General features: G+C 43.9%; 20 protein-coding genes. 4 read left to right on the forward strand and 16 right to left on the reverse strand.

All coding sequences use genetic code 11. From position 1 onward, the window contains the following. Positions 1–152 precede the first annotated feature (152 nt). From EIP89_RS10570 to EIP89_RS10605, 8 genes are all read right to left on the reverse strand, one after another. Positions 153–2372, reverse strand: coding sequence for a TonB-dependent receptor (locus tag EIP89_RS10570; protein ID WP_124398654.1), 2220 nt, complete (start codon positions 2370–2372; stop codon positions 153–155). Between the two features lie 12 nt (positions 2373–2384). After that, entirely contained in the window at positions 2385–2732 is a 348-nt protein-coding gene (locus EIP89_RS10575) for a heavy-metal-associated domain-containing protein (RefSeq protein ID WP_124398655.1), read from the reverse strand. 423 nt (positions 2733–3155) lie between these two features. Next, complete coding sequence (locus EIP89_RS10580; RefSeq protein WP_124398656.1) at positions 3156–3602, reverse strand: HYC_CC_PP family protein; 447 nt, start codon at positions 3600–3602, stop codon at positions 3156–3158. Positions 3603–3744: 142 nt separating this feature from the next. After that, positions 3745–4791 carry a DUF932 domain-containing protein gene (locus tag EIP89_RS10585; protein ID WP_124398657.1) on the reverse strand — a complete coding sequence of 349 codons (1047 nt, stop codon included), beginning with the start codon at positions 4789–4791 and terminating at the stop codon, positions 3745–3747. Positions 4792–4856: 65 nt separating this feature from the next. Further along, the gene (locus EIP89_RS10590) at positions 4857–5333 is read right to left on the reverse strand and encodes a hypothetical protein (protein WP_124398658.1); all 477 of its coding nucleotides are present in this window, start codon (positions 5331–5333) and stop codon (positions 4857–4859) included. Positions 5334–5863: 530 nt separating this feature from the next. Beyond that, positions 5864–6856, reverse strand: coding sequence for a glycosyltransferase family 9 protein (locus EIP89_RS10595; RefSeq protein WP_124398659.1), 993 nt, complete (start codon positions 6854–6856; stop codon positions 5864–5866). A gap of 3 nt (positions 6857–6859) precedes the next feature. Beyond that, a complete protein-coding gene (locus EIP89_RS10600) occupies positions 6860–7483 on the reverse strand; it encodes a DUF4254 domain-containing protein (protein ID WP_124398660.1) in 624 nt (207 codons plus the stop codon). 5 nt (positions 7484–7488) lie between these two features. Then, a complete protein-coding gene (locus tag EIP89_RS10605; RefSeq protein WP_124398661.1) occupies positions 7489–8682 on the reverse strand; it encodes a pyridoxal phosphate-dependent aminotransferase in 1194 nt (397 codons plus the stop codon). 230 nt (positions 8683–8912) lie between these two features. Here EIP89_RS10605 and EIP89_RS10610 point away from each other — a divergent pair, with 230 nt between their 5' ends. Further along, positions 8913–9683, forward strand: coding sequence for an META domain-containing protein (locus EIP89_RS10610; RefSeq protein ID WP_124398662.1), 771 nt, complete (start codon positions 8913–8915; stop codon positions 9681–9683). A gap of 190 nt (positions 9684–9873) precedes the next feature. Here the strand turns inward: EIP89_RS10610 and EIP89_RS10615 are convergent, their stop codons facing one another. From EIP89_RS10615 to EIP89_RS10635, 5 genes are all read right to left on the reverse strand, one after another. Continuing rightward, entirely contained in the window at positions 9874–11223 is a 1350-nt protein-coding gene (locus EIP89_RS10615) for a glycosyltransferase family protein (protein WP_124398663.1), read from the reverse strand. Positions 11224–11240: 17 nt separating this feature from the next. Then, on the reverse strand, positions 11241–11894 hold the full coding sequence (locus tag EIP89_RS10620; RefSeq protein WP_124398664.1) for a CoA transferase subunit B: 654 nt from the start codon (positions 11892–11894) through the stop codon (positions 11241–11243). Between the two features lie 128 nt (positions 11895–12022). Then, positions 12023–12541 (reverse strand): adenylyl-sulfate kinase, encoded by a 519-nt coding sequence (cysC, locus tag EIP89_RS10625; protein WP_124398665.1) that lies wholly within the window; start codon positions 12539–12541, stop codon positions 12023–12025. Position 12542: 1 nt separating this feature from the next. After that, complete coding sequence (purQ, locus tag EIP89_RS10630; protein ID WP_124398666.1) at positions 12543–13244, reverse strand: phosphoribosylformylglycinamidine synthase subunit PurQ; 702 nt, start codon at positions 13242–13244, stop codon at positions 12543–12545. Between the two features lie 131 nt (positions 13245–13375). Then, on the reverse strand, positions 13376–14959 hold the full coding sequence (locus tag EIP89_RS10635) for an ABC transporter substrate-binding protein (protein ID WP_160160593.1): 1584 nt from the start codon (positions 14957–14959) through the stop codon (positions 13376–13378). Between EIP89_RS10635 and mtaB the strand changes: the two genes are divergently transcribed. Further along, positions 14958–16376 (forward strand): tRNA (N(6)-L-threonylcarbamoyladenosine(37)-C(2))-methylthiotransferase MtaB, encoded by a 1419-nt coding sequence (gene mtaB, locus EIP89_RS10640; RefSeq protein ID WP_245966145.1) that lies wholly within the window; start codon positions 14958–14960, stop codon positions 16374–16376. The genes EIP89_RS10635 and mtaB overlap by 2 nt on opposite strands. Here the strand turns inward: mtaB and EIP89_RS10645 are convergent. The 3 genes from EIP89_RS10645 to EIP89_RS10655 form a co-directional block, all read right to left on the reverse strand. After that, the gene (locus EIP89_RS10645) at positions 16343–16699 is read right to left on the reverse strand and encodes a hypothetical protein (RefSeq protein ID WP_124398668.1); all 357 of its coding nucleotides are present in this window, start codon (positions 16697–16699) and stop codon (positions 16343–16345) included. The genes mtaB and EIP89_RS10645 overlap by 34 nt on opposite strands. Before the next feature lie 307 nt (positions 16700–17006). Continuing rightward, entirely contained in the window at positions 17007–17996 is a 990-nt protein-coding gene (locus EIP89_RS10650) for a glycosyltransferase family protein (RefSeq protein ID WP_124398669.1), read from the reverse strand. Next, the gene (locus EIP89_RS10655; protein ID WP_124398670.1) at positions 17993–18838 is read right to left on the reverse strand and encodes a UDP-2,3-diacylglucosamine diphosphatase; all 846 of its coding nucleotides are present in this window, start codon (positions 18836–18838) and stop codon (positions 17993–17995) included. Before EIP89_RS10655 ends, EIP89_RS10650 begins: the two co-directional genes overlap by 4 nt. 152 nt (positions 18839–18990) lie before the next feature. On the opposite strand from EIP89_RS10655, the gene EIP89_RS10660 reads away from it, so the two are divergent. Then, positions 18991–19422: an exosortase F system-associated membrane protein gene (locus EIP89_RS10660; RefSeq protein WP_124398671.1), complete on the forward strand. Its 432-nt coding sequence runs from the start codon at positions 18991–18993 to the stop codon at positions 19420–19422. Beyond that, complete coding sequence (gene dnaG, locus EIP89_RS10665) at positions 19419–21356, forward strand: DNA primase (protein ID WP_124398672.1); 1938 nt, start codon at positions 19419–19421, stop codon at positions 21354–21356. Before EIP89_RS10660 ends, dnaG begins: the two co-directional genes overlap by 4 nt. The last annotated feature ends 6 nt before the right edge of the window (positions 21357–21362 follow it).

Raw genomic sequence — 21362 nt, forward strand, 5'->3', positions numbered from 1 at the left:
GCCGGGTTGCTGTTTAAAGACTACTCGCCTCACTTAAAATGTCTATGATGGCTCTAATTTACTTCAATTAAGGGTTTTATCAAAATAAAAAAGAAGGCGTCCTTTACTTTTTGGACACCTTCTTTTTATTAACTCCTATTTTTAAAAAACTCCTAAAATACCTGCCAGTTTATTCCCGCATACACCATTCGCCCAAATATCGGACCCCAGACGATGGTGGCGTCAAAGGCCGGGTGAAGAGGATCGCCGGCGGCTATTACGGGATTGAGCTGGCGCAAGTCCAAAAGATTTTCTACACCGAGATAAAGTTCTCCTTTCTTCAGGGTATAATTAATCTGTCCGTTTACAATCCAAAAGTCAGGTGAACGGTCTTCAACGCGGAAAGAGCCTTTTTCGACCGTCTGAGGCAGTCTTCTCGATTTAAAATAGTTGACCGTCAGGTCAAACTTCCAGTTTCCTCTTGTGGAATACGCCACATTCGCAAACCATCGTTCGGGTGCCACATAAGGCGTTTCGAGCCGTTGGTGGGTAAACTCAGTAAAGACCCACTGCCGGCGATAGGCCAGTCGTGTTTCAAAACGTCGCATAGGTTCGTAATCGAGCTGCAGCATCACGTGATCGGCCGATGAGCCGCGGTTGAAATAGCCGTGATATTCCAGGGCGTGAAGGTCAAAGTCTTGGATAAATTGGTTGTAGAAGTACGTGCGCTGAATATCCGCCGTGATTGTGCCTTTGCGATAGTTGAGCCTGAAGTCTTGTTGAAGGCTAAGTCCGGCATTCAGAGCGTGTTCTTGCTGAAGCTGGCTGGCGATGAATATCCGGCGGTTTGACATGAGGGCCTGCGCACTCTCCAGTGCGAGCAGCGGTGTGCGTCGACCGGTGCCCACATGTGCCCGAAGCACTGTGCCCTCCCAAGGGGCAAAGCGCAGGTGCAATCTGGGCGTGGCGAAGAATCCAAACAAATTGGAATAATCCACCCTTCCGCCGGCTACAGCTGAAAATCGTTCGGAAGGTATCCAGGAAATTTCAGCAAATGCACCGTGCACAACCTCTGTTCTTTGATCGTAAGTCTCTACACTCGAAGTATCCTCAAAGGCGCCAAATACCTGGTCGATTTGCTGTGATAGGCCTGCCTTAAAGATCCATTGGTTGCTGCCATCTCCTGATTGATAAATTAGATTTTGATACAAGCTCCACTGATGTCCGTCAAATCTTCGGTTGCCGTACAACCTGTCAGAAGTGTGCTGATGAACACTTACAATATGCCCAATGGAAGAAGGCTTTTCTGTTTCAAAAATGAAGGCATTCTTCGTAAAAAATTCCCATCGGCGCTCACGGGCGCGGTAGGGCCACTGTACGCCTGCAAGCGCACCGAGCAAAGGTGTTTCCATCGTGCCACTTGCCCGACTATCGTTTAAAAATCGAAGTCCCACTTGTCCTTCGAACCTTCGGCCATCGGAGTATTTCCATTTGTTCTGAAGATTTACCTGTTGGCCGATGGGCATATCCATAAAGCCATCTCCATTCATGTCCCAGGGTATAGTACTAGCGTTCAGATGAATGAGCGTATGTTGCGAGAGGTGGTCGGTCACCACGCTTCCCAACAGTGCATTGGCTTCCATCCGAAGGGCATTGTTCACATACCCATTCAAGTGCAGATAAGGAGCCGACTCCGGCTTGAGCAATTCTACATTGATATGCCCCGTCATGCTCTCAAAGCCGTTGACCACACTGCCAATGCCTTTGGTCAATTGGATCGATTCTATCCAAGGGCCGGGGATGGCTGAGAGCGCCAGCAGTTGATTCATCGCACGGCCGGTCGGAATGTTTTCCGTCTGAAGCAGGGTGTATTTGCCCGAAAGGCCAAGCAGCTCAATCTGTCGTATGCCGCTGATGGCATCCGTAAAGCTCGACTCCACCACCGGATTGGTCTCAAAACTCTCCGACAGATTACAGCAGGCAGCCTTAGCAAGTTCTTTTTTACCAATGTTTTGGGTAAGTTGTATGGCTTTGGGGTCAAGATCTATTCCTTTCACTACCTCCCGTATTTCCACTTCGGCCAGCAGATTACCCGGGCGCAAAATAAGGGAGTCAAGTTGCCGCACCCCCGGCCGTAGATATAGTTCCAGCCTTTTATACCCCACAAAGCTCACTACGAGCGTATCGTTTTTCGTCGGTCTATCGATGACAAACAATCCATGATCATCCGTTACCGTTCCTGATTTTTCGATCTTCCAAAAAACATTGGCATAAGGCAGCGGCTCCAGTTTGCCATTTTCTTCCGCAAAAACGCGTCCGGTCACTTTCTGAGCTTCCAAAGGCCAGGTAAGGGCAGTGCTGAACACTGCCCAAATTATTGCCAATTTCTTCATTTTCAAGTGATTTTAGTGCCCTTTTTTATGCGGATTGTTTTCGTCCCGGTAGCGGCAGCATTCAGCCAATGCCTCATAACGATCATCCGGTGCCTTCGATTTTTCAGTATCATGTCCAGCCTCATTAAGCAGCTGATGAATACGGTCCTCGCTGATCTTTTTAGGTCGATATACTACCTGGAGCTTATGGGTCTTCTTATCCCACTCAGCGAAGATGATGCCCGGCACATCGAGTGCCCGCTCGATGCGCTTTTTACACATATCGCACACACCATCTACATGGATGGTAGTTTCCACTTTCTTTTGTGAAAAAACCTGATTTCCAATGATTAACAGGAAGATTGCGAGAAATTTTTTCATGTTTTACAAGGTTAATGATTTAACAAATTGATTTTTTGATTTTGGTTTTTTGGGCGTGCCCGCTGCCTTCGCAGCGATGCTTTTTTTTACAGATACGTTCTACTGATGCGTCTAAGCCTTTTTTCATCGCTCACCTCGAGGCCAATGCCCACTGCACATCGCGTGCTTGGCAGCGGTCGGTCCCTTCCGGGCTCGCTGTTCGCTCGGTGCTTCGCTTCGCTCAGCCCTGCCGGCTTCGCCGTCACCCTCCAGGCACCTCACGCGGGTCTGCTGCTTAGCACATTGCCTTCATTCCGGCTGTTGATGGTATGCCTTCCTAAGATTTTAAACTTTTGCTTTAACACTCAAAATTTTACGGAGCAGAATTTACAAAATACAAAGGCATAGGGTCAGCCAGAGGCTTAGATCGCAGAAAAGAAAAATTTATCCGTAGTAAATCAATTGATGAAACTCGATGTACAGCGGTACCGTTCGCCCTTTGTGTGTAGTGACCTCAGTAGTCTCAATAGTCGGTAATACTACGAGTGTGCAATGAGTAAGAGATATGTGTTCAATAGAAACAACAAAATCTTGAACCTCAATTTTTTTGCTTTGGAGCGCATTCTGATCAGCGTGCAGCGAAATCACTTTGGTAGCACAGCAGTCGTCCGACATCTGCGTTGTACTGCACACTGCATCTTCTTCCTGCGGGCTACAAGTTAAGTTTTCTTCTGTGCTCTCAGAGGTACATTCATCTACAGGCAGATAAACAGATGAATCAATAAGCTCCCCCTTGCAGTAGTGAAATGAAAAGACAACACCCGTCTGAGCACTGACCATAGACAGTGTCAGCAGAAGGGCACTAAATTTTCGCAAGAAGATATTGAGCATTAGAGCAAAAATATTGCATCACTTTGAGAATCGCAAGTGACTCAGATCAAGTTTGAGCCATTAGCTCTTTGTGGCTGGTACTGTAAAAACTTAGACTTTGCTAAGTATAATACCTTCCAATTTTTAAACGAATGTTAGATATTTAATTCGGAAAAAAATTAAATCTATTCTTTTCGTAGTAATTCTGATACTTTAAATATTCCCCTAGATACTCATCAAGGTTATTATTGTCATCAAAATTTCTTTCGTGCATATCAATCATCCACTCTGTGGGTCTATAAAAATAGAAGTCTGATCGCTGTGAAAATTGTTTAAGTTTTTTAACCTTATACGGATGATTTGATACTAAATCAGTCAGTACATTCAACGCTGCATACATATTATCTCCTAAAGATGAAAAATATTCATCGCTTAACCAGTTAATTAAGTCATTCAATACTACAAATTCCTTCCTATCTTTTTCGATCTTTCTTTCTATTTCATATCTATCCAAAGTACTATTTTTAATCCAGTCTGGTTCAAGAGCGAAGTCTAAATTGAATATCTTGCACGTCAAAGGCACTAGATAGGATTTGTCAAAGTTTATTTCTTTTAATTTTTGGAGTTTTGAAGAAAAAGCGATTGAAGTATTTTCAAAATTTCTCAATCCACTTTTTATTTTTAAATCAAATTTTACATTCTTATTATGATTTAATTTGATTTCTACAGTGTCTTTTTTATAGATCATTCCATTCAAACAAAGTTTTCGCACAAAACCCAAATCAAATTTGAGCGAAACAGCTTTATTGTAACTGTTTGAAACTTGAATAAAAGGTAACCACTCGTCTTGTTGAAAAACCATGAAGTTTACAGATTCATGAACGAGCTGAATACTACACAATCCGTAGGAATTAGAATGAATGACGCGATATGGCTTTATTTCGTCTACATTTATATTTTTAAATAAAAGATTGAAGATCTTTTTCCCTAAATTAATTGCTTCTTCATTAGTAATGAGTTTATAATCGTCTGAAACCACAGAAAAAATATGATTAGTATCGGTACGAACTACTCCTTTAAATGTTTTAGCATATATCATTTTATTGTTGGGCAAACGAACGTTTACTTCACAAAGTTTGACTGGAAAGAGCAACTCTTTTAATTTTTTTTCTGCCTTCTCAAATACTGTTTTTGATAATAGATTTTTCATGGTATTAAGATTTAAAAGACTGTAATAAAATACTTTTTATTTACTTGAATGAAAAAGTTATTTTCTCAATCATTCTTTTCTTTAGTGTCATCATCTTCATAGAATTTATTATTGAAATCTATCTTGAGTTTTTCTTTTTTCATGTCAAGTATTTTAGAATAATATTTTTCTCTACTTTTCTTTTCTCTTTCAAACATTTCTTTTGTGCCCATTTCAGTGTTATTAAAAACCAATACATTGGTAACAGCGATAGTACAAGCTTGTGAATACACATCGTGATCTGTACCTATGTAGGTGAAAGTCCAGCCTTGCGCTTTTGGTTCTTCTACTAATTTTTTAATTGTATCTCCTGTGTATTCTTTCGAATGATTCTGAAGTCCATCTGTAAGAATAGTATTTAATACTTCAAAGTCGTCTATATCTTTTAAAGCGTTGCGCAACTCGTTAACGCTGAATCCTATTGCATCGTATGGAGGCGTCATTGAATTTGGGTTGTAAGTCGAAGAATTTATCTCTCGAATCCTATCGTCAACAGCTACCATGAAGTAATGCTCTTTGATACCTTTATTGTTAAAGGAAAAGAAAGAAAAAGTGTTTTCGAGTTCCGATTTTTCCCTTTGTGTTTCTTTGATGGATTGAATTCACTGATTAAATCCTGAGATGATTAAATTCTCGATAGTTTTTCATTGAACCACTTTTTTCATCGAGGATGATTAAGTTGTGAATTTGGGCTTTCTTTTCCATGGCTTGAGATTTAGAGTCAGACATTTAGTTGTTCAAAAGTAGAATAGCAATTTCAATTATATATGAAAAAAAATTTCAATTAAAAGTTTTTATAAAGATAAACATTTATTATTACGTAAAATAAATATTTCACATATGAATTTTTAAAACAATTATTAAATGAATTCGCGCGATGATCTCTTAGCAATTGGTCAGAGATTCGCATTTTACTCAAATACTTATCAGAAAATGAGAATGTAGTGCACTCAATCAGTGCTGTCAATGATCGTAATTATGTGTCATGTCTGTAATTGAATGTTTTACAAAAGGATTTAAAAGGTTTATATTCTTATAAAACCCCAAGTACTTCCTTATAAACCCTTTCAACAGAAATGCCCTGCATGCATGCATGGTCGTCACGGTAGCAGGGCTTATTGCCATAGATCGAGCATGGACGGCATTCGAGGTCAATTTGAACCATGTGCTGCTGCGATGATCCCAACGGTGAAAAGCCAGCATAGGGATGTGTTGGCCCCCAAATACTGACAACTGGTACTCCACACAGGGCGGCAAGATGCATATTGAAGGAATCCATCGCAATAAATGCACGCAGTTGTCCTATCAATTTGATTTCATCTTTTAATGAGAAGGTATCGGGTACAGATTCGACCAAAGTGTTTTGAGAAAAGTGTCTCAGTAGGTGTTTTCGTTCTTCAGGAGTGCCGAAAATCAAGCAGCGAATACCCTGATGGGTGAGTTTGTGAATGAGTTCTACAATTCGATTTTCCGGCCACTGTTTGGTGGGATGTTTGGCAAAGGGTGCAATCCCAATGGTAGTTTCCTGGTTTGATGGGGTGTTGATGTTGCGATTTTGAAATATCGGTAGAAATTCATCTCTCCACTGTACCTGACCTGGCAGAGCGTTCAGATATCGCTGTACGGTGTGTGTTAAGGGTAAAAGTTGTTTTTTCGTTCGGCTGGTTAATTTCTTTTTTTCAGCTCTGCCTTTTTTGATGCGTGAGATAGGATAGCCTTTAAATCGCAAAAACGTGCTGAGCATTCGGCTGCGGATTACGTCGTGTAAATCGGCTACATGGTCAAAGTCAAATTCATTGACCAGCAGATCGGCCAGCATTTTCATGCCCAGCAGGCCTTTGTATGTCTTTTTGACGTCGGCACCATAGAATGTACAGCGTTCAAGTGGTTCAAAAAGAGGCTGAAAAATAGGCCTTGAGCAGACGATGAGCTCGCCTGATGGGTTGTTGTAGAGCCATGCTTTGGCTGCGGCTGCCAGTAAGGCCACATCGCCCATAGCAGAGAAGCGAATGGCCAGCACTTTCATGAGTTAAGATTTATAATTCTTGCGATAGAGTACGGGGTTTGTTGAGGGGTCGTTGTACATCTTTACCGCGCGATATGTCTTAACGATGCGTTTGCCTTCGGCAATATCGGCAAGCAGTTGTCGGATAGCGGTGATGAGATCACTTTTCTGCGTGTAGAGCAGGTGAAGTTTTTTCTGACAAAAATCAATGTGGTCGTCCGAAGCGTCTTCGCGACGCACCTCTACCTCCATGTGGTAGATCTTTAAACTTAGGATCGATAGCCTATCGAGGGCCCAAGCAATGCTTTCAGTATTTAAGCGAGCATCAGGGCGCGGTTTGATCGGCGCGAAGAAATTGTAATAGAAATCATCAATCTTTTCGACGGTATCAGTGCGCTGTTGATTGAGCAGATCAATTCTTCGCTTGATTTTTAGAGCTTCAACCGGTTCGATATCTGGATCGCGAATGAGGTCTTCGAGGTGCCATTGAACACAATCGATGGCATTTTTCAGATAGAGAAAGTATTCAAAAGTACCCTCTTCATAAGGAACGGATATGGGTTGATTTACATCGTCGTGCGTGTGATAGTCGTCTACGCTTTGGTCAAAAATCTGATAGATAAAGTCAATATCAGTGTGAATAGGCATGGCAATCAATCGGTTAAGTTGTTTACTGCCTGATGAATGCGGGCTATGGCCTCGATCAGGTCTGTTTCAGAGGCTGCATAGGAAATTCGGATACACTTTTCAGCCCCAAACGCATCGCCCGTAACCAGACTTACGTGAGCTTGGTTCAGGAAATACATACAGAGGTCTTCCGTATTTCGGATGACAAGGTCGCCGAAACGCTTGCCGAGTAATTCAGACACATCGGGAAAGACGTAAAATGCTCCCTTTGGTACATTAACTTTAAAACCCGGGATTTTACCCAGCAGGTCGAGTACGATATCTCGGCGACGAAGGAAAGCATCTTTCATGTAGCTGATTTCTGATGGATCAGCTTCGAGGGCCGCTATGGCAGCTCGCTGGCTTATGGTGCACGTGCCACTCGTGTATTGGCCTTGGTACTTGTCGCACGCCTGAGCGATTTCGCGTGGGGCGCCAATGAAGCCTATGCGCCAGCCCGTCATGGCGAATCCCTTAGAAAGTCCGTTGACAGTGATCACCCGATCGCGCATGCCCTCGAAGCTGGCGAGGCTTATGTGTTTTTCGTCAAAAATGATGTGTTCGTAAATTTCATCAGATATAGCGAATACATGTGGATGAAGACGAAGCACATCGGCTAGAGCACTTAATTCGTCATAGGTAAATACAGAACCTGTAGGGTTACACGGTGTGCTGAAGAGGAGGAGCTTGGTACGAGGCGTAATGGCTCGTTCGATCTGTTCAGCCGTAGGCTTGTAGTCTTGCTCTACTCCAGCTGAAACAAATACAGGAATTCCTCCTGCCAGTTGAACCATCGCAGTGTATGAGACCCAATAAGGAGCTAAGATGATCACTTCATCTCCTGGATTTACTAAGCACATCACTACGTTTATCAGGCTTTGCTTAGCTCCTGTGCTCACGACAATTTCATCGGGAGAATACGTGAGTCCGTTGTCGCGTGCAAATTTTTTAGAAATGACCTCTCTTAAATCTGCATAACCTGAGACCGGTGAGTAGTGGGAGTAGTTTTCATCAATGGCTCTTTTGGCGGCCTCTTTTATGAAATCCGGGGTATTGAAGTCAGGCTCGCCTAAGCTGAGATTGATTACCTGGATGCCTTGAGCTTTTAACTCTCGGCTTTTTCGTGCCATAGCAAGGGTCTGACTTTCGTGTAGGTTGGTGATCCGTTCAGATAAGTTCATAGGAGTGTTTAAACAACCGTAGAGGTTGCAAACATATTGTATTCACATAGATTTTTGTTTCTCAAGGGTGTTTTTTCTTAGTATCGATTTAGACATTACAAAAGTTATTGATAATAATAGCATATCAGGTAATTTTTGAAATTTTAGTTTCGTTTTTTAAAAAGTAAACGAGTATTTTAAAGACAAATCAGAAAATTTAGAAATGATTTTTTAACTAAATACTTAATGCAATGAAATTTACAACCACTTTATTAGCTTTTATTTTTATAATAGCATGCACATCGCAGAATTTGCTTAACGATCAGCCTGCTGCCTCAGGTCAAGACAACTCTCGAACTTCGATTGACTGGAGTGGTGAGTACAAAGGCATATTGCCTTGCACTAACTGTGAAGGAGTATTTGCGCGACTAAAGCTGAACAGTGACAACTCGTACCGACTTATCCTTCGGTATTTTGGAAAAACAGATTCGCTCTTCACAGCTGATGGCATTGCTGAGTGGATGCGCGATGGCAATCGGATTACCATAGGAAATTTTAGTTTTAGAGTCGGCGAAGGACGCCTAACGTTGCTACCGTCTGAACTGAGTGAGGCTCCAGCCTCTGAGCTCACACATGCTTTGGTGAAAGTGTCGCCCGATGACATCACTGATAAGTATTGGCGATTGGTTCGAATAGGTAGTATTGATATTAAAACATTGACGATGGGTTCAGAGCGATTTTCAGAACCACATATTATTTTGCACAGTTACGATAAACGCCTGATTGGTAGTAACTCCTGTAATCGCATTTCGGGCAGATTTGAAATTGGCGAAGGTAATAGCTTGAAAATTATGCAAATAGCTTCTACAATGATGGAGTGCCAAGGCAATATGATACAAAATCTTTTTAATTCATCATTGAAAAATATCGTTCGTTACGAAACGGATGGAAAAATTCTCACTCTTTACAACAACATTATGGAAGAGCTTAAATTTGAGCAAGTTAGTGATGAAAAATTGTAAGTATTCAAAAAGTAAAAAGAGTGTAGAGGAGACAAGTGTTTATCGGACGTGAGAAGTGGTAACATAGGAGTTATTGTTTTTGTTAGTTATTTGATTATAAAGGAGTTTTTCTGCTTTCATTTCTAAATATTTTCGATTGAAACACTTAAAAGTTTTAGTTTTAGACATAGTTGAAGCTCAAGTCAACACATCATCGCTTAAGACCTTTTTTGGCAGCTTCGTAATCAGGGGCTTCCAAAGCCTCCCACCAGCCGGGTGCATGTGTAGTACGCAAAAAGTTCATTAGATATGACCGGCGGGTGTTGGAGTCGAAATGGATGAGGTAGTTTTTGTATTGCCAAACATGAAAAGTGTTTAAGGCGATCATAGCTGTGAGGGTAGCAATGAGCAATACCCGAATCGGAAGGACAAAGCGCGGAATTAACATCCATGCAGTCGAAATAGGGAAGGCAAGCAAAGGAAGGATATCAATCATTGGTCGCTGGCTGTAGCCGCCTCCATACCACCAACACCACCAGCTGAAAGTAACGTAAAGGAATACTATGAATACAGCTAAGAATATGCTCGCACCTTTCCAACTTCTTCGCCATAATGCCATAAAACCTGGAATGAGCATCAGTAAAACGGGAGAGTAGAGCACCCACCCTTTGCGCCAGCTAAAGAGACCCTCTATGACTTTAGGCGCTAGAAAGAAAAAGTGCTCATCGCCATAAGAATAGACAAGCCAGCGACCAGAGGTAACCTTCCAATAAATCATTTGGGGAATCATTACGAGAAAGGCAGCTGCTGCCATCCATAGCAAATGTGAGGGCAATACTTTCCATACCAAGATTGACCTCTCGTCACGCCTCAAAAACCAATACAATCCAAGGGAAGCGGGTAAAAGTACTATATTGACAGGCCGAATCCATATAATAAGGCCAGCCAGGAGACCCATGGCGATAGCGATTATAATCCGTGGCTTGGTGAGCCACTCATGCGATAGGTATAGCCATATGGAGTATAGAGAAAAAGTGTAGGCATGCGACATTGCATTTTCAAGGGCACTGTAATAGAGTAGATTAGTGCCGAAAAAGAGCGTAAATAGCGCTAGTATAACTGGCCAATGTCGCTTAAGTACTTTGTAAAGAACTATGTAGAGAAAGTAAAAACCTAACCAGAGGTAAGGTATTACATTGTACTGCAAAGCAATACGATAAGGCAAACTAATTCCATCGTCTTGGTAATGAGGCGATAAGGATGCCACTATATGGGCTACTGAGACTCCGGGCAGGTAGAGTAACGCCAGCCCGCCGGTCATCTTTTCACTCTGTGAGCTGGTGTATGTATAGAGCTCCATGCGATTGGTATCCGCATTCCAAAGGCGGAGGTATGGATCGCCTTCGTAGAGCAGTCCCTTAATGTAGCTGTAGTAGTTGCACACATCCCATTCGATGATGGGGCTATATGTCCAGCGCTTGTCGTAAGAGATGTAGAAAATGAGAAAAAGCGAAATTAGGGTAGCAGGCCATGCCGGATGGTGACGTAATCGTTCGAGCATGCTCAGCGATAGAGGAGTTAAAACTGCATTACGGGAATGTCGCCTTCGACGATGAGAGTGCCCTCGGTAGCTTTTTTGACGTCGTCAACGGAAACACCGGGGGCCAACTCGCGAAGCTCGAAACCGCGCTCAGTGACATCGAGTACGGCGAGATTGGTTACTATTTTTTTCACGCAACGCACACCGGTGATGGGCAAGGTGCACTCTTTTAAAAGCTTAGAGTTGCCTTTTTTGTCGGTGTGCATCATGGCCACAATGATGTTTTCGGCACTTGCTACCAGGTCCATAGCGCCCCCCATACCTTTTACCATCTTACCAGGGATTTTCCAATTGGCGATGTCGCCTTTTTCAGATACTTCCATAGCTCCCAGTACGGTGAGGTGTACATGGCGACCACGAATCATGGAAAAAGATGTGCTGCTGTCGAAAAAGACACCACCCGGCAACACAGTGACCGTCTGCTTACCGGCGTTGATCACGTCGGGGTCTTCTTCGCCCTCGTATGGAAAAGGGCCCATACCCAGCATTCCGTTTTCGCTTTGGAAGACGACTTCTATGCCTTCAGGCACATAATTGGCCACCAGTGTAGGAATGCCGATGCCGAGATTGACGTAGTAACCGTTTTTAAGTTCTTTGGCGATCCGTTGGGCGATTTGTTCTTTGGTAAGCATAGGCGCAGGATATGCGAAAATTCAAGGCTGTAAAGATAGAGTGATTGAGGGGATGGCCACATTGAAATTATGATTCCAGTTGTATTATCTGGAAACAGAATGAGAAAAAGTTTAATATTCTAAAGTTTCTAAAATAAAGATTTCATTAACGCATCGACGCATTTATCAATTTGCATAACAGAGGTGTTTAAATGCAAATCAGCATTTTCCGGTTCTTCAAAAGGAGCTGAAATTCCAGTAAAATCCGGAATTTCACCCTTTAGGGCTTTTTTGTAGAGGTTTTTGGGATCGCGGGCTATGCAGACTTCCAAAGGGGCTTTGATATACACCAAATGAAAATAGGCACTGCCGATGATTTGCCTGGCGAGATGGCGCATAGCTTCCATTGGGGTAATCAGCGCAGCAATGCACCAAATGCCTTGTCGCCGAAGTAAGTCGGCCATACACGCTGCTCGGCGGATGTTTTCCATGCGGTCACTTTCGCTGAAGCCCAGATTGCTGTTGATGCCCCTGCGCAATTCGTCGCCGTCGAGAATCACTGCGGTGATACCTCTGCTACCCAATTCATATTTTAAGGCTTGGGCTAAGGTGCTTTTACCGGCTCCTGAAAGACCGGTCATCCAGATGACTTTCGCATCCTGAGGCATGCTATTTCACTTCAGAGAGGCAGTGGTTCAGTAGGCTTTCAAATATCAAGCGGCCGTCCACATTAGCCAGCTCTGGGTCGGCAGCGCGTTCGGGATGAGGCATCATGCCAAATACGTTGCGGTGGCGATTGGTTACGCCGGCGATGTTGTTTACAGAGCCGTTGGGATTGGCTTCAGGGGTTACATTTCCATTGGCATCGCAGTATCTGAAGAGCACCTGTGCGTGGTCTTCCAGCTCTTTAATAACTTCAGCATCAGCAAAATAATTGCCTTCGCCATGCGCTATGGGAATGAGCAGTGGTCGGTCAAGTGGAAGACCGGCATTGATAGGTGAAGCGTTGTTATCGGCGATGATGTATTGATTCTTGCAGATGAAGCGGTGTGAAGTATTGTGCATCAGCGTACCGGGCAAGAGATGGGCTTCGCAAAGAATTTGAAATCCATTGCACACGCCGAGTACGTAGCCCCCCTTTTCGGCAAAGTCGATTACTTCGTTCATAATCGGTGAGAAGCGAGCGATGGCCCCGCTGCGCAGGTAGTCGCCATAGGAAAATCCACCGGGCAGCACCACCATATCTACTCCCTGCAGGTCGTGGTCTTTATGCCAAAGTTTTACTACTTCTTGCCCCAAGATGTTGCGAAGCACATACACCATGTCTTCGTCGCAATTGCTGCCCGGAAAAACGACTACACCGAATTTCATTTTTTGTATTGTAATTGAACGGTCAAAGGTACGGCTGGCAGCCTAATTCGGATTTGATGGGATTTTGAATTTTAGAGAAATGATACGTTTTAAAATTTTTCTTTTTAGTTCATCAAAGCAAGAGTACCCCTTTATTGAATTTTCAACCTTCTCAATTCTAAGAGATTTAAGGGATTCACTTCCAACTTTTCAGCCCGCTTGTGTACGATGCGAATCACTTGGTCGTACATCAGTGGTATTACGGCTGCCTGTTCCATTATAATGCTATCGAGGGCAGCAATGAGCTCTACTCGTCTATGGAGGTCGGTGATGGTTTGGAGCTTCTTGTATTCTGAATCAAACACAGAGTTCGAAAATCGTGCATAGTTTGGTCCGGCAGGGGGCTGATTAGCGCTGTAAAAGAGGCTAAGATAGTTTTCGCCATCGGCATAATCGGCTATCCAGCTACCTCGGTAAAACACGACAGTGCCTGCGGCCATATTTTGGCGAAGTGTAGAAGGCGGCTGTACGTCCACACGCATCTGGATGCCGATTTTAGCCAAGTTTTGTTGAATCAGCTCAGCCATATCGGCGTAGGTAGCTGTTGTACTAAGTGTGAGCACGGGTAAAGGATCAAGCTGGTAATAACCGGCTTCAGCGAGTAATGCTTTGGCCCTTTCGATGTCTGAAGATTCGCTGTAATAACCCATGGGATTTAAGGCCGGTGGAATAAAACCTTGCCGGGCAGGGCGTCCGGCTCCATTGCGCAAATGAGCGATAATGGCTTCTTTATCAATAGCCAGATTGATGGCTTTTCGCACGCGCACATCAGCCCAGGGCAGATTCTCGGCTCTGCACTTCTGAAGATTAAAAGCTAGGTATTCTGTATTGAGATAATCCGCTTTTTGAAGGACAAAATCACGTAGGTATTTTTCTTTCAACTGGCCGTTTGCATCCAGAATTTCGTCTTTATAAGAGGCATCAAGGCCACTGAGCATGTCGATGCGCCCGTTGAGCAGCTCCAGAAAGGCGCTTTGACGCTCATTGATAAAAGTGATTTTGATGCCATCGATATAAGGAAGTGCTGCAGAATCAGTATCGCGCTCGAAGTAATATGGATTTTTACGCAGAATCATCACCTCATTTTCATCCCACACTTTTAGGTAAAACGGACCTGTTCCCACCGGATGCTTGCTAAGCCAATCTTTAGGCATTCTTTCAATTTCCCGCGGTACTACACTGCAGTATTTCATCGTAAGAATGCCCAAAAACGGGGGAAAGGGCTCTCGAAGTCTGATCAACAGACTGTCGTCATTTATCACCCGTATATCGGCTACATATTGCATTGTCCAGCCGCCTGGAGCGGCCAGAGTGGGGTCTGACAGGCGTTTTAAACTGAAGGCCACGTCATAGGCTGTAACCCTTCGGATACTGTCGGGGGAAAAGATTGGACTGGGGTGAAAGTACACATCTCGCCTTAGGCGAAAGCGGTATTCTAAGCCATCAGAGCTTATTGCAAATTCTTCAGCTAAGGAAGGTTTTAACTGTAAACGTTGGTCATATTCTACCAAGGTGTTGTACAGCTGGTGTACTGCCCAAATGTTGTTTTGCGCGCGGGCAAAGGCGGGATCAAGCGAAGTAATGCCTGCAGATTCATTGTAGCGAAATACTTTGGCTTTTTTGCCAGAAGTGCTCTCTTTACAATTGGTTAATAAACCCAAAAAGGTTAAAACCATGAAAGCCAACGGAGTGAAAGGAAGTCTTACCTTTGCAACCATGAATGAGACGAGACGGACAGTAGCATTTCACACATTAGGCTGCAAACTTAACTTCGCTGAGACATCCACCATTGCGCGCGATTTTGTGACTAACGGATTTAAGCGTGTGGAATTCGACCAGCCGGCCGATGTGTACGTGATCAACACCTGCTCCGTCACTCAAAATGCCGACGACGAAACCCGGCAGATTGTAAAAAGAGCACAGAGGGCCAATCCGGAAGGCATCGTAGTTGTAATCGGCTGCTATGCCCAGCTGAAGCCGGAAGAAATCGTGGCCATACCGGGAGTAGATTTGGTGCTGGGCGCTACAGAAAAGTTCAATATACTTCGATATCTCAACGATTTACAAAAAAGCGATCGAGGCACGGTACACTCCTGCGAAATTTCGGAAGCGAATTCGTTTGTCAGCTCCTACAGCATTGGAGATCGCACGCGTGCATTTCTGAAAGTGCAAGATGGCTGCGACTACAAATGCTCCTACTGTACAATACCCCTGGCGCGTGGTATCTCAAGGAGCGATTCTCTTGAAAACGTTCTTGCAAAAGCTGCAGAAATTGCTCGTCAGGGTATCCGCGAAATAGTGCTCACTGGCGTAAATACCGGCGACTATGGCAAGGGAGAGTTCGGCAATAAGAAACACGACCACACGTTTCTTGACCTGATCAGGGCACTGGACGAAGTTTCTGGAATCGAGCGTATACGCATCTCCAGCATCGAGCCTAACCTCCTTCGCGATGAAATCATCGAATTTGTAGCTCAAAGCCAGCATTTTGTGCCTCACTTTCACATTCCCTTGCAAAGCGGCAGCGACCATATCCTGGGACTCATGCGCAGGCGCTATCGTCGGGATCTTTATGCCGATCGGGTAATGCTTATCAAATCATTGATGCCTCATGCATGTATTGGTGCAGATGTTATTGTGGGCTTTCCGGGCGAAACAGACGAGCACTTTTTGGAGACGTATGAATTTATTCGTACGCTGCCCATTTCGTATCTGCATGTATTTACATATTCTGAGCGCGATAATATTCCGGCAGCTTCCATGACTGGCGTAATACCCATGCATACACGCAAATCGCGCAACAAAATGCTGCGCACCCTTTCTGCTAAGCTGCAGCGCGCTTTTATGGAATCTCAGCTAAACACAGTTCGAACTGTGCTGTGGGAAACAGAAAACCGCGAGGGCTACATACAAGGCTATACCGACAACTACATTCGCTGCCGCACCTACTGGAATCCTGAGTTGGCTAATGCCTTGCAAGTCGTATCCCTGCAGCGCATAGACGAAGATGGCTTTATGCGCGTTGAGGCTTTAGAATTTTCCCAAAGTGTGAATAAGACTCACGCATCTGCATCAATCGGAGTCAACACATAGGTAGCTTTAGCCACCCGATTTTCGGTCTTTTTAGAGCGAGAATGAACAAAAACCCTCACTTCATAACCGCCCTTTTTGTCGAGCTTGTACACATAGGAGCGCACTACCAAGGGATTACCGGCTGGGGCTGGCATTTGATTTTGAAGCTCTACGTCCTTAATTTTTAAGTCTTTACCCCGCTTTAATCGAAGTTCCTCGAGTTGCTCTTTAAATTCTGTCTCAATTACTGTTAGCACTTGTAAGAGCGAAATTTGACTTGCGCCATCGCTTACCCCGAGAGTTTCAGGGGTGTACACACGCGTTTTTTCCAGTAGGTGTATCATAGGCCCTTAAAATTTAAAAGGGCGCCTTTTTGGGGCGCCCTTTGGTTTTTGTTTATGTTTTAAAATCTTTTTCTAATTGTAATAAATCGACGGGCGCCATATATGCTTTTTTGGACAATTAATCTTGCCCATGTGTTTTATAGCATATGTATTTCGCCACATCTGAATCATGGCCACAAATGAACACAATTTTTCAAAATATGGAATAGGACCTAAAACGTTTTTAGAAAAATTTTCATTTAAGCTGGTAAATAATCTAGACAAGTTCAGATTTTAATTTTTGAAAGACACATTTTGGCTCGTGAAATCAACTGATAAATTGATTTATCAACTCAGGAATTCTTGAAGGCAATTGTTTTAATTCGCTTTTTAAAACATATGAATTTTGTGAAGATGTTGAAATCCAGTATTTTAAAATTGAAACACTGAGCCTATCAGCTATGATCACTCCTAAATCACTCAAAGCGGCCGCGTTGCAGTATTGCTCGTACTGTCCTTTGATTGGGATGCATAAGAGTTTTTTACCGAGATAGAGTGCTTCTGCCGGTGTTTCAAATCCGGCCCCCGTAATGACACCCTTACAGGAAATGAGTCGTTTGGTAAATTCTATGGCATCAGCCGGAATTATATTCACATTATTGTTCTTGTAAGAAAATGAGGCAAACTTTGAAAACACGGTAAACTTTTCGTCTATTTTTTTGAGAGTATTTACTAACTGTGAATCGCCGTAAGCTGGAAGATACACAAGGTACTCATCGCTTTCCGTAGGCGTGGCATTCAATATTTCGGGCCGCAATACCGGAGGGATAATCCAAGGCTCATACCTCTGAAAGTGAATTCCGAGATTATGTCGGCAGGGAGCATACCTGTGCAACACAAGCTCTCCTATTTTGTTTTTTTTCTTTGGACGGGGTACCTTATTGCTCAGAAAAGAAGCTTGGTGACTGAAGGCCAGCGAAGGAACATTTTTTAAATAGGCTGAATATGCACTGATGGGCTCAAAGTCGCTGATTACTAAATCGTATTGATTTACAGGCAGGCTTTTTAGCTCTTTGTATGCTTTTGCCAGATTGTTGTGAAAGAGAGTTTTAGAATAACTAAGCCCCCCTGACTTGTCATAGACAAAGCTCACCCCCGTGTATTTATAATGCACCTCAAAGGGCAAGTGAAGATTGGATTGCCTTCCGCTGATGAGTATATCGACATCAAAGTGCCGTTTCAGAATAGGCACCACTACCAACGCCCGTGAGACATGGCCATTGCCAGTGCCCTGTATGGCATATAGAACACGCTTCATTTTACATAAGGTTGGAAGGCCGCTATGCGTAACAACAAATTTTCAATGTCCGGGGCATCGATTTCTGATTCTTCTGCTACCTCTTCCTGATTTGTTAAGTCTTCTTCAAATTTATACACTTTCCATTCTCCGCTATTGTATTCAAGCGCTGTCAGATTTTCCACCCAGTCTCCGGAATTCAGATAGATGGTTTTGCCTTTTTTAGTAGAAACCTCTCTGAATTGTGGCTGATGTATGTGGCCGCATATGACATAGTCCATACCATTGTCGATGGCCAGTTCGGCTGCTGTGTTTTCAAAGTCTGAAATGTATTTAACAGCTTTTTTTACGCTGTTTTTTATTTTTTTGGAGAGCGAATATTTTTCCCTTCCCATTTTTTCCAACACAAAATTGACCATGCTGTTAATCAAAATCAGCAGGTCGTATCCCCAACCGCCAAGCTTCGCTAACCATTTGGCATTTTGAATGCTGGCATCAAACACATCGCCGTGAAAAATCCAGGCGCGCTCACCTTTGTCTAAGTCAATGACCAACTTATCAGCCAGGGTAAAGTTGCCTAAGGTAAATTCGCTGAACTTCCGCAGCAACTCGTCGTGATTACCGGTGAGATAATACACTTTCACTCCTTTGCTCATCAGGCTGATAATCTGCTTGATGACCTTGAGATGCGCAGCCGGGAAGTAGCTTTTGCGAAAATTCCAGATGTCGATGATATCGCCGTTCAGAATCAGGATTTCGGGCTTAATGCTCTTGAGGTAGCGATGGAGTTCTTTTGCACGGCAGCCGTACGTTCCGAGGTGCGTATCGGATATCACTACTAATTTAAGTTCGCGTCTTTCCAAGGATGTGTTTTTGCAAATTTTTACGAATTGAGATTAACTCATTGTTAATCAATGAAGAAATCAAATTTTTTTATCAATATTTTGATGTTGAAAACGAAGTTTACGCACGCAATTGGATAAAAAAGATACATTAGCGATGCAATTTTTAAAAGATGAATGCATCCTCATTTCCAAGATATATCGTAGGGCTCGGAAGTCTTACCGTTTTGATTTTGGTGTATTTGTTTCAAAAGGAGTGGTTCTATTCCGGATTTTACGAAACAGGGGCTGCTTCTGATAAGGTTGCTGATTTTGATGCCTGGAAATTTTTTCTTTCGAAATACACCCGTTTTCTCATCAATGATACGATGGCCTTAGGCATACTGTGGGCATTGTTTCAGGAGAAAAAATACATGAACTTTGCCTTTGCCGTCTTTTTAGTGGAGGCATTGGTGATGATGCCCTTTTATGTAATCGGAGTAATCTGGTATTGGGATGCATTGCGGTGGTTTTTGAGTCATCTGCACCGGCTGGTGGTTAATCCCTTCTTTATGATGCTGCTCATTCCGGCGTTTTATTATCAGAAAAACCTTTCTGACCAATGATCAGCAAGGCTACCATAGAGCGCATTTTCGAAACGATGCGCATCGAGGAGGTCATCGGCGACTTTGTGCATCTGAAGAAGGCAGGTGCCAATTACAAGGCGCTTTCACCGTTTACCAACGAGCGCACGCCTTCCTTTTATGTCAGTCCGGCCAAGCAGATTTTTAAATGCTTTTCATCGGGCATTGGTGGCAATGCGATTACCTTTCTGATGGAATACGAGAAGATGTCGTATGTAGAGGCCTTGCGCTACATCGCTAAGAAATACGGCATCGAGATCGAGGATGATGAGCCTACTCCGGAAGAAAAAGAGGCCAAAACTCAGGAGGAAAGTCTCTTTATCGTCAATGAATGGGCAAAGCGCTGGTTTCAGGTACAACTGTGGGACACAGACGAGGGGCGTTCTGTGGGCTTAGCGTATTTCCGAGAGCGCGGTTTTACGGACGATACCATCCGCAAATTTCAACTCGGTTACAGTCCGTCTTCTTACACAGCTCTGATCGAAGCTGCGAAAAAAGCCGGTCACAATCTCGACTACCTGCTTACGCTGGGCTTGGTGAAAAAAAACGACAAGGGCGAATTCTATGACGCCTTTCGCGAGCGGGTAATCTTTCCCATCATCGATCGCGGGGGACGTACTGCCGGATTTGCCGGGCGCATAATGAACAGCCAAGCCAAGGCCGCTAAATACATCAATTCGCCCGAAAGCCCGGTGTACAACAAAAGCAAAATCCTCTATGGACTCCATTTAGCCCGTAAAGCCATTAGTAAAGAAGATATCTGCTACCTGGCCGAGGGATATACCGATGTGATTTCGCTCCATCAGGCGGGTATCGAGAATGTGGTGGCCTCCAGTGGTACCTCGCTTACGGAAGACCAGGTTAGATTGATTCGGCAGATGACCACCAAGGTGGGCATCCTCTTCGATGGCGACCCGGCTGGCATTCGCGCCTCTCAGCGGGGCATCGACATGTTTCTCAAGGAAGACTTCGAGGTTAAAGTCCTGCTCTTTCCAGAGGGCGACGACCCGGATTCTTTCGCCCGCAAGTACACTCCTGTAGAGATACGCCAGTTTATAGATACTCATCTCGAAGACTTCATCCGCTTCAAAGCAAGAATGCTCATCACCGGTTCGGAAGCTACGCCCACTCAAAAAATTCAGGCTGCCCGAGAGTTGCTCGAGAGCATTGCTCTGATGAAAGGCGAGCTAAAACAATCTGTCTATCTAAAGGAGGCAGCCGACATACTTGGCATCGACCAAACAATACTCTCCACCGAACTGCACACCATCCTTGCCCGAAACACACTCCAGCTGGAAAAGGAACAGAAAGCCCGACAGCGCATTACTGAACTGAAGAAAGTGGACGAATCAGTCGCTGAGCGTGTAGCTTCGCCCCTTTACGCCATTGAGCGTCAGTTGCTATGGCTTTTGGTCAATTTTGGCAATAAAGAAGACCGGTTTAAACACCCTTTTGAAGATCAGGAATTTATAGAAGCCCGCATTGGCGAATTGATATACCACAGCCTTGAAGAAGATAATCTAACGTTCGAAAATGAAGAACACGCTGCTCTAGCCAATTTGATTTTCAGGCATTTTCAGCAGCACAACAGTTTTCCTGACCCTGCAGAATACGTGAAACATCAGGAAGTTGCCCCGCTTTTTGCCGAGTTATCGTCTATTAACTATCAGATTAGCCCCAATTGGGAGGCCCGCGGCATCTATGTAACCGACTTCAATCTCTTGTTGGAGATTGACACCATTGAAACCATTCTGCGATTTAAAGACCTGCACCTCGAGCGCGACATTCAGCACCTTACCAATACCATCAGCACCCTTTCAGATGAACAACAATCAGAACATCTGTCGCGCGAAATTCTCACAAAAATTAATCTTCGAAGAAAAATCAACAACCGATTGAGAAGAGTTGTGGGTTAAAATACT

It is taken from the genome of Thermaurantimonas aggregans (assembly GCF_003851885.1).
Classification (GTDB): domain Bacteria; phylum Bacteroidota; class Bacteroidia; order Flavobacteriales; family Schleiferiaceae; genus Thermaurantimonas; species Thermaurantimonas aggregans.

Coding starts and splice junctions, on each gene's coding strand:
- EIP89_RS10575 (WP_124398655.1), bottom strand. CDS start 2,732: ATGAAAAAATTTCTCGCAATCTTCCTGTTAATCATTGGAAATCAGGTT.
- EIP89_RS10605 (WP_124398661.1), bottom strand. CDS start 8,682: ATGAACTTATCTGAACGGATCACCAACCTACACGAAAGTCAGACCCTT.
- EIP89_RS10580 (WP_124398656.1), bottom strand. CDS start 3,602: ATGCTCAATATCTTCTTGCGAAAATTTAGTGCCCTTCTGCTGACACTG.
- cysC (WP_124398665.1), bottom strand. CDS start 12,541: ATGCCTCAGGATGCGAAAGTCATCTGGATGACCGGTCTTTCAGGAGCC.
- dnaG (WP_124398672.1), top strand. CDS start 19,419: ATGATCAGCAAGGCTACCATAGAGCGCATTTTCGAAACGATGCGCATC.
- EIP89_RS10570 (WP_124398654.1), bottom strand. CDS start 2,372: ATGAAGAAATTGGCAATAATTTGGGCAGTGTTCAGCACTGCCCTTACC.
- EIP89_RS10595 (WP_124398659.1), bottom strand. CDS start 6,856: ATGAAAGTGCTGGCCATTCGCTTCTCTGCTATGGGCGATGTGGCCTTA.
- EIP89_RS10645 (WP_124398668.1), bottom strand. CDS start 16,699: ATGATACACCTACTGGAAAAAACGCGTGTGTACACCCCTGAAACTCTC.
- purQ (WP_124398666.1), bottom strand. CDS start 13,244: ATGAAATTCGGTGTAGTCGTTTTTCCGGGCAGCAATTGCGACGAAGAC.
- EIP89_RS10635 (WP_160160593.1), bottom strand. CDS start 14,959: ATGGTTTTAACCTTTTTGGGTTTATTAACCAATTGTAAAGAGAGCACT.
- EIP89_RS10590 (WP_124398658.1), bottom strand. CDS start 5,333: ATGGTAGCTGTTGACGATAGGATTCGAGAGATAAATTCTTCGACTTAC.
- EIP89_RS10650 (WP_124398669.1), bottom strand. CDS start 17,996: ATGAAGCGTGTTCTATATGCCATACAGGGCACTGGCAATGGCCATGTC.
- EIP89_RS10660 (WP_124398671.1), top strand. CDS start 18,991: ATGAATGCATCCTCATTTCCAAGATATATCGTAGGGCTCGGAAGTCTT.
- EIP89_RS10620 (WP_124398664.1), bottom strand. CDS start 11,894: ATGCTTACCAAAGAACAAATCGCCCAACGGATCGCCAAAGAACTTAAA.
- EIP89_RS10610 (WP_124398662.1), top strand. CDS start 8,913: ATGAAATTTACAACCACTTTATTAGCTTTTATTTTTATAATAGCATGC.
- EIP89_RS10615 (WP_124398663.1), bottom strand. CDS start 11,223: ATGCTCGAACGATTACGTCACCATCCGGCATGGCCTGCTACCCTAATT.
- EIP89_RS10600 (WP_124398660.1), bottom strand. CDS start 7,483: ATGCCTATTCACACTGATATTGACTTTATCTATCAGATTTTTGACCAA.
- EIP89_RS10585 (WP_124398657.1), bottom strand. CDS start 4,791: ATGAAAAATCTATTATCAAAAACAGTATTTGAGAAGGCAGAAAAAAAA.
- mtaB (WP_245966145.1), top strand. CDS start 14,958: ATGAAAGCCAACGGAGTGAAAGGAAGTCTTACCTTTGCAACCATGAAT.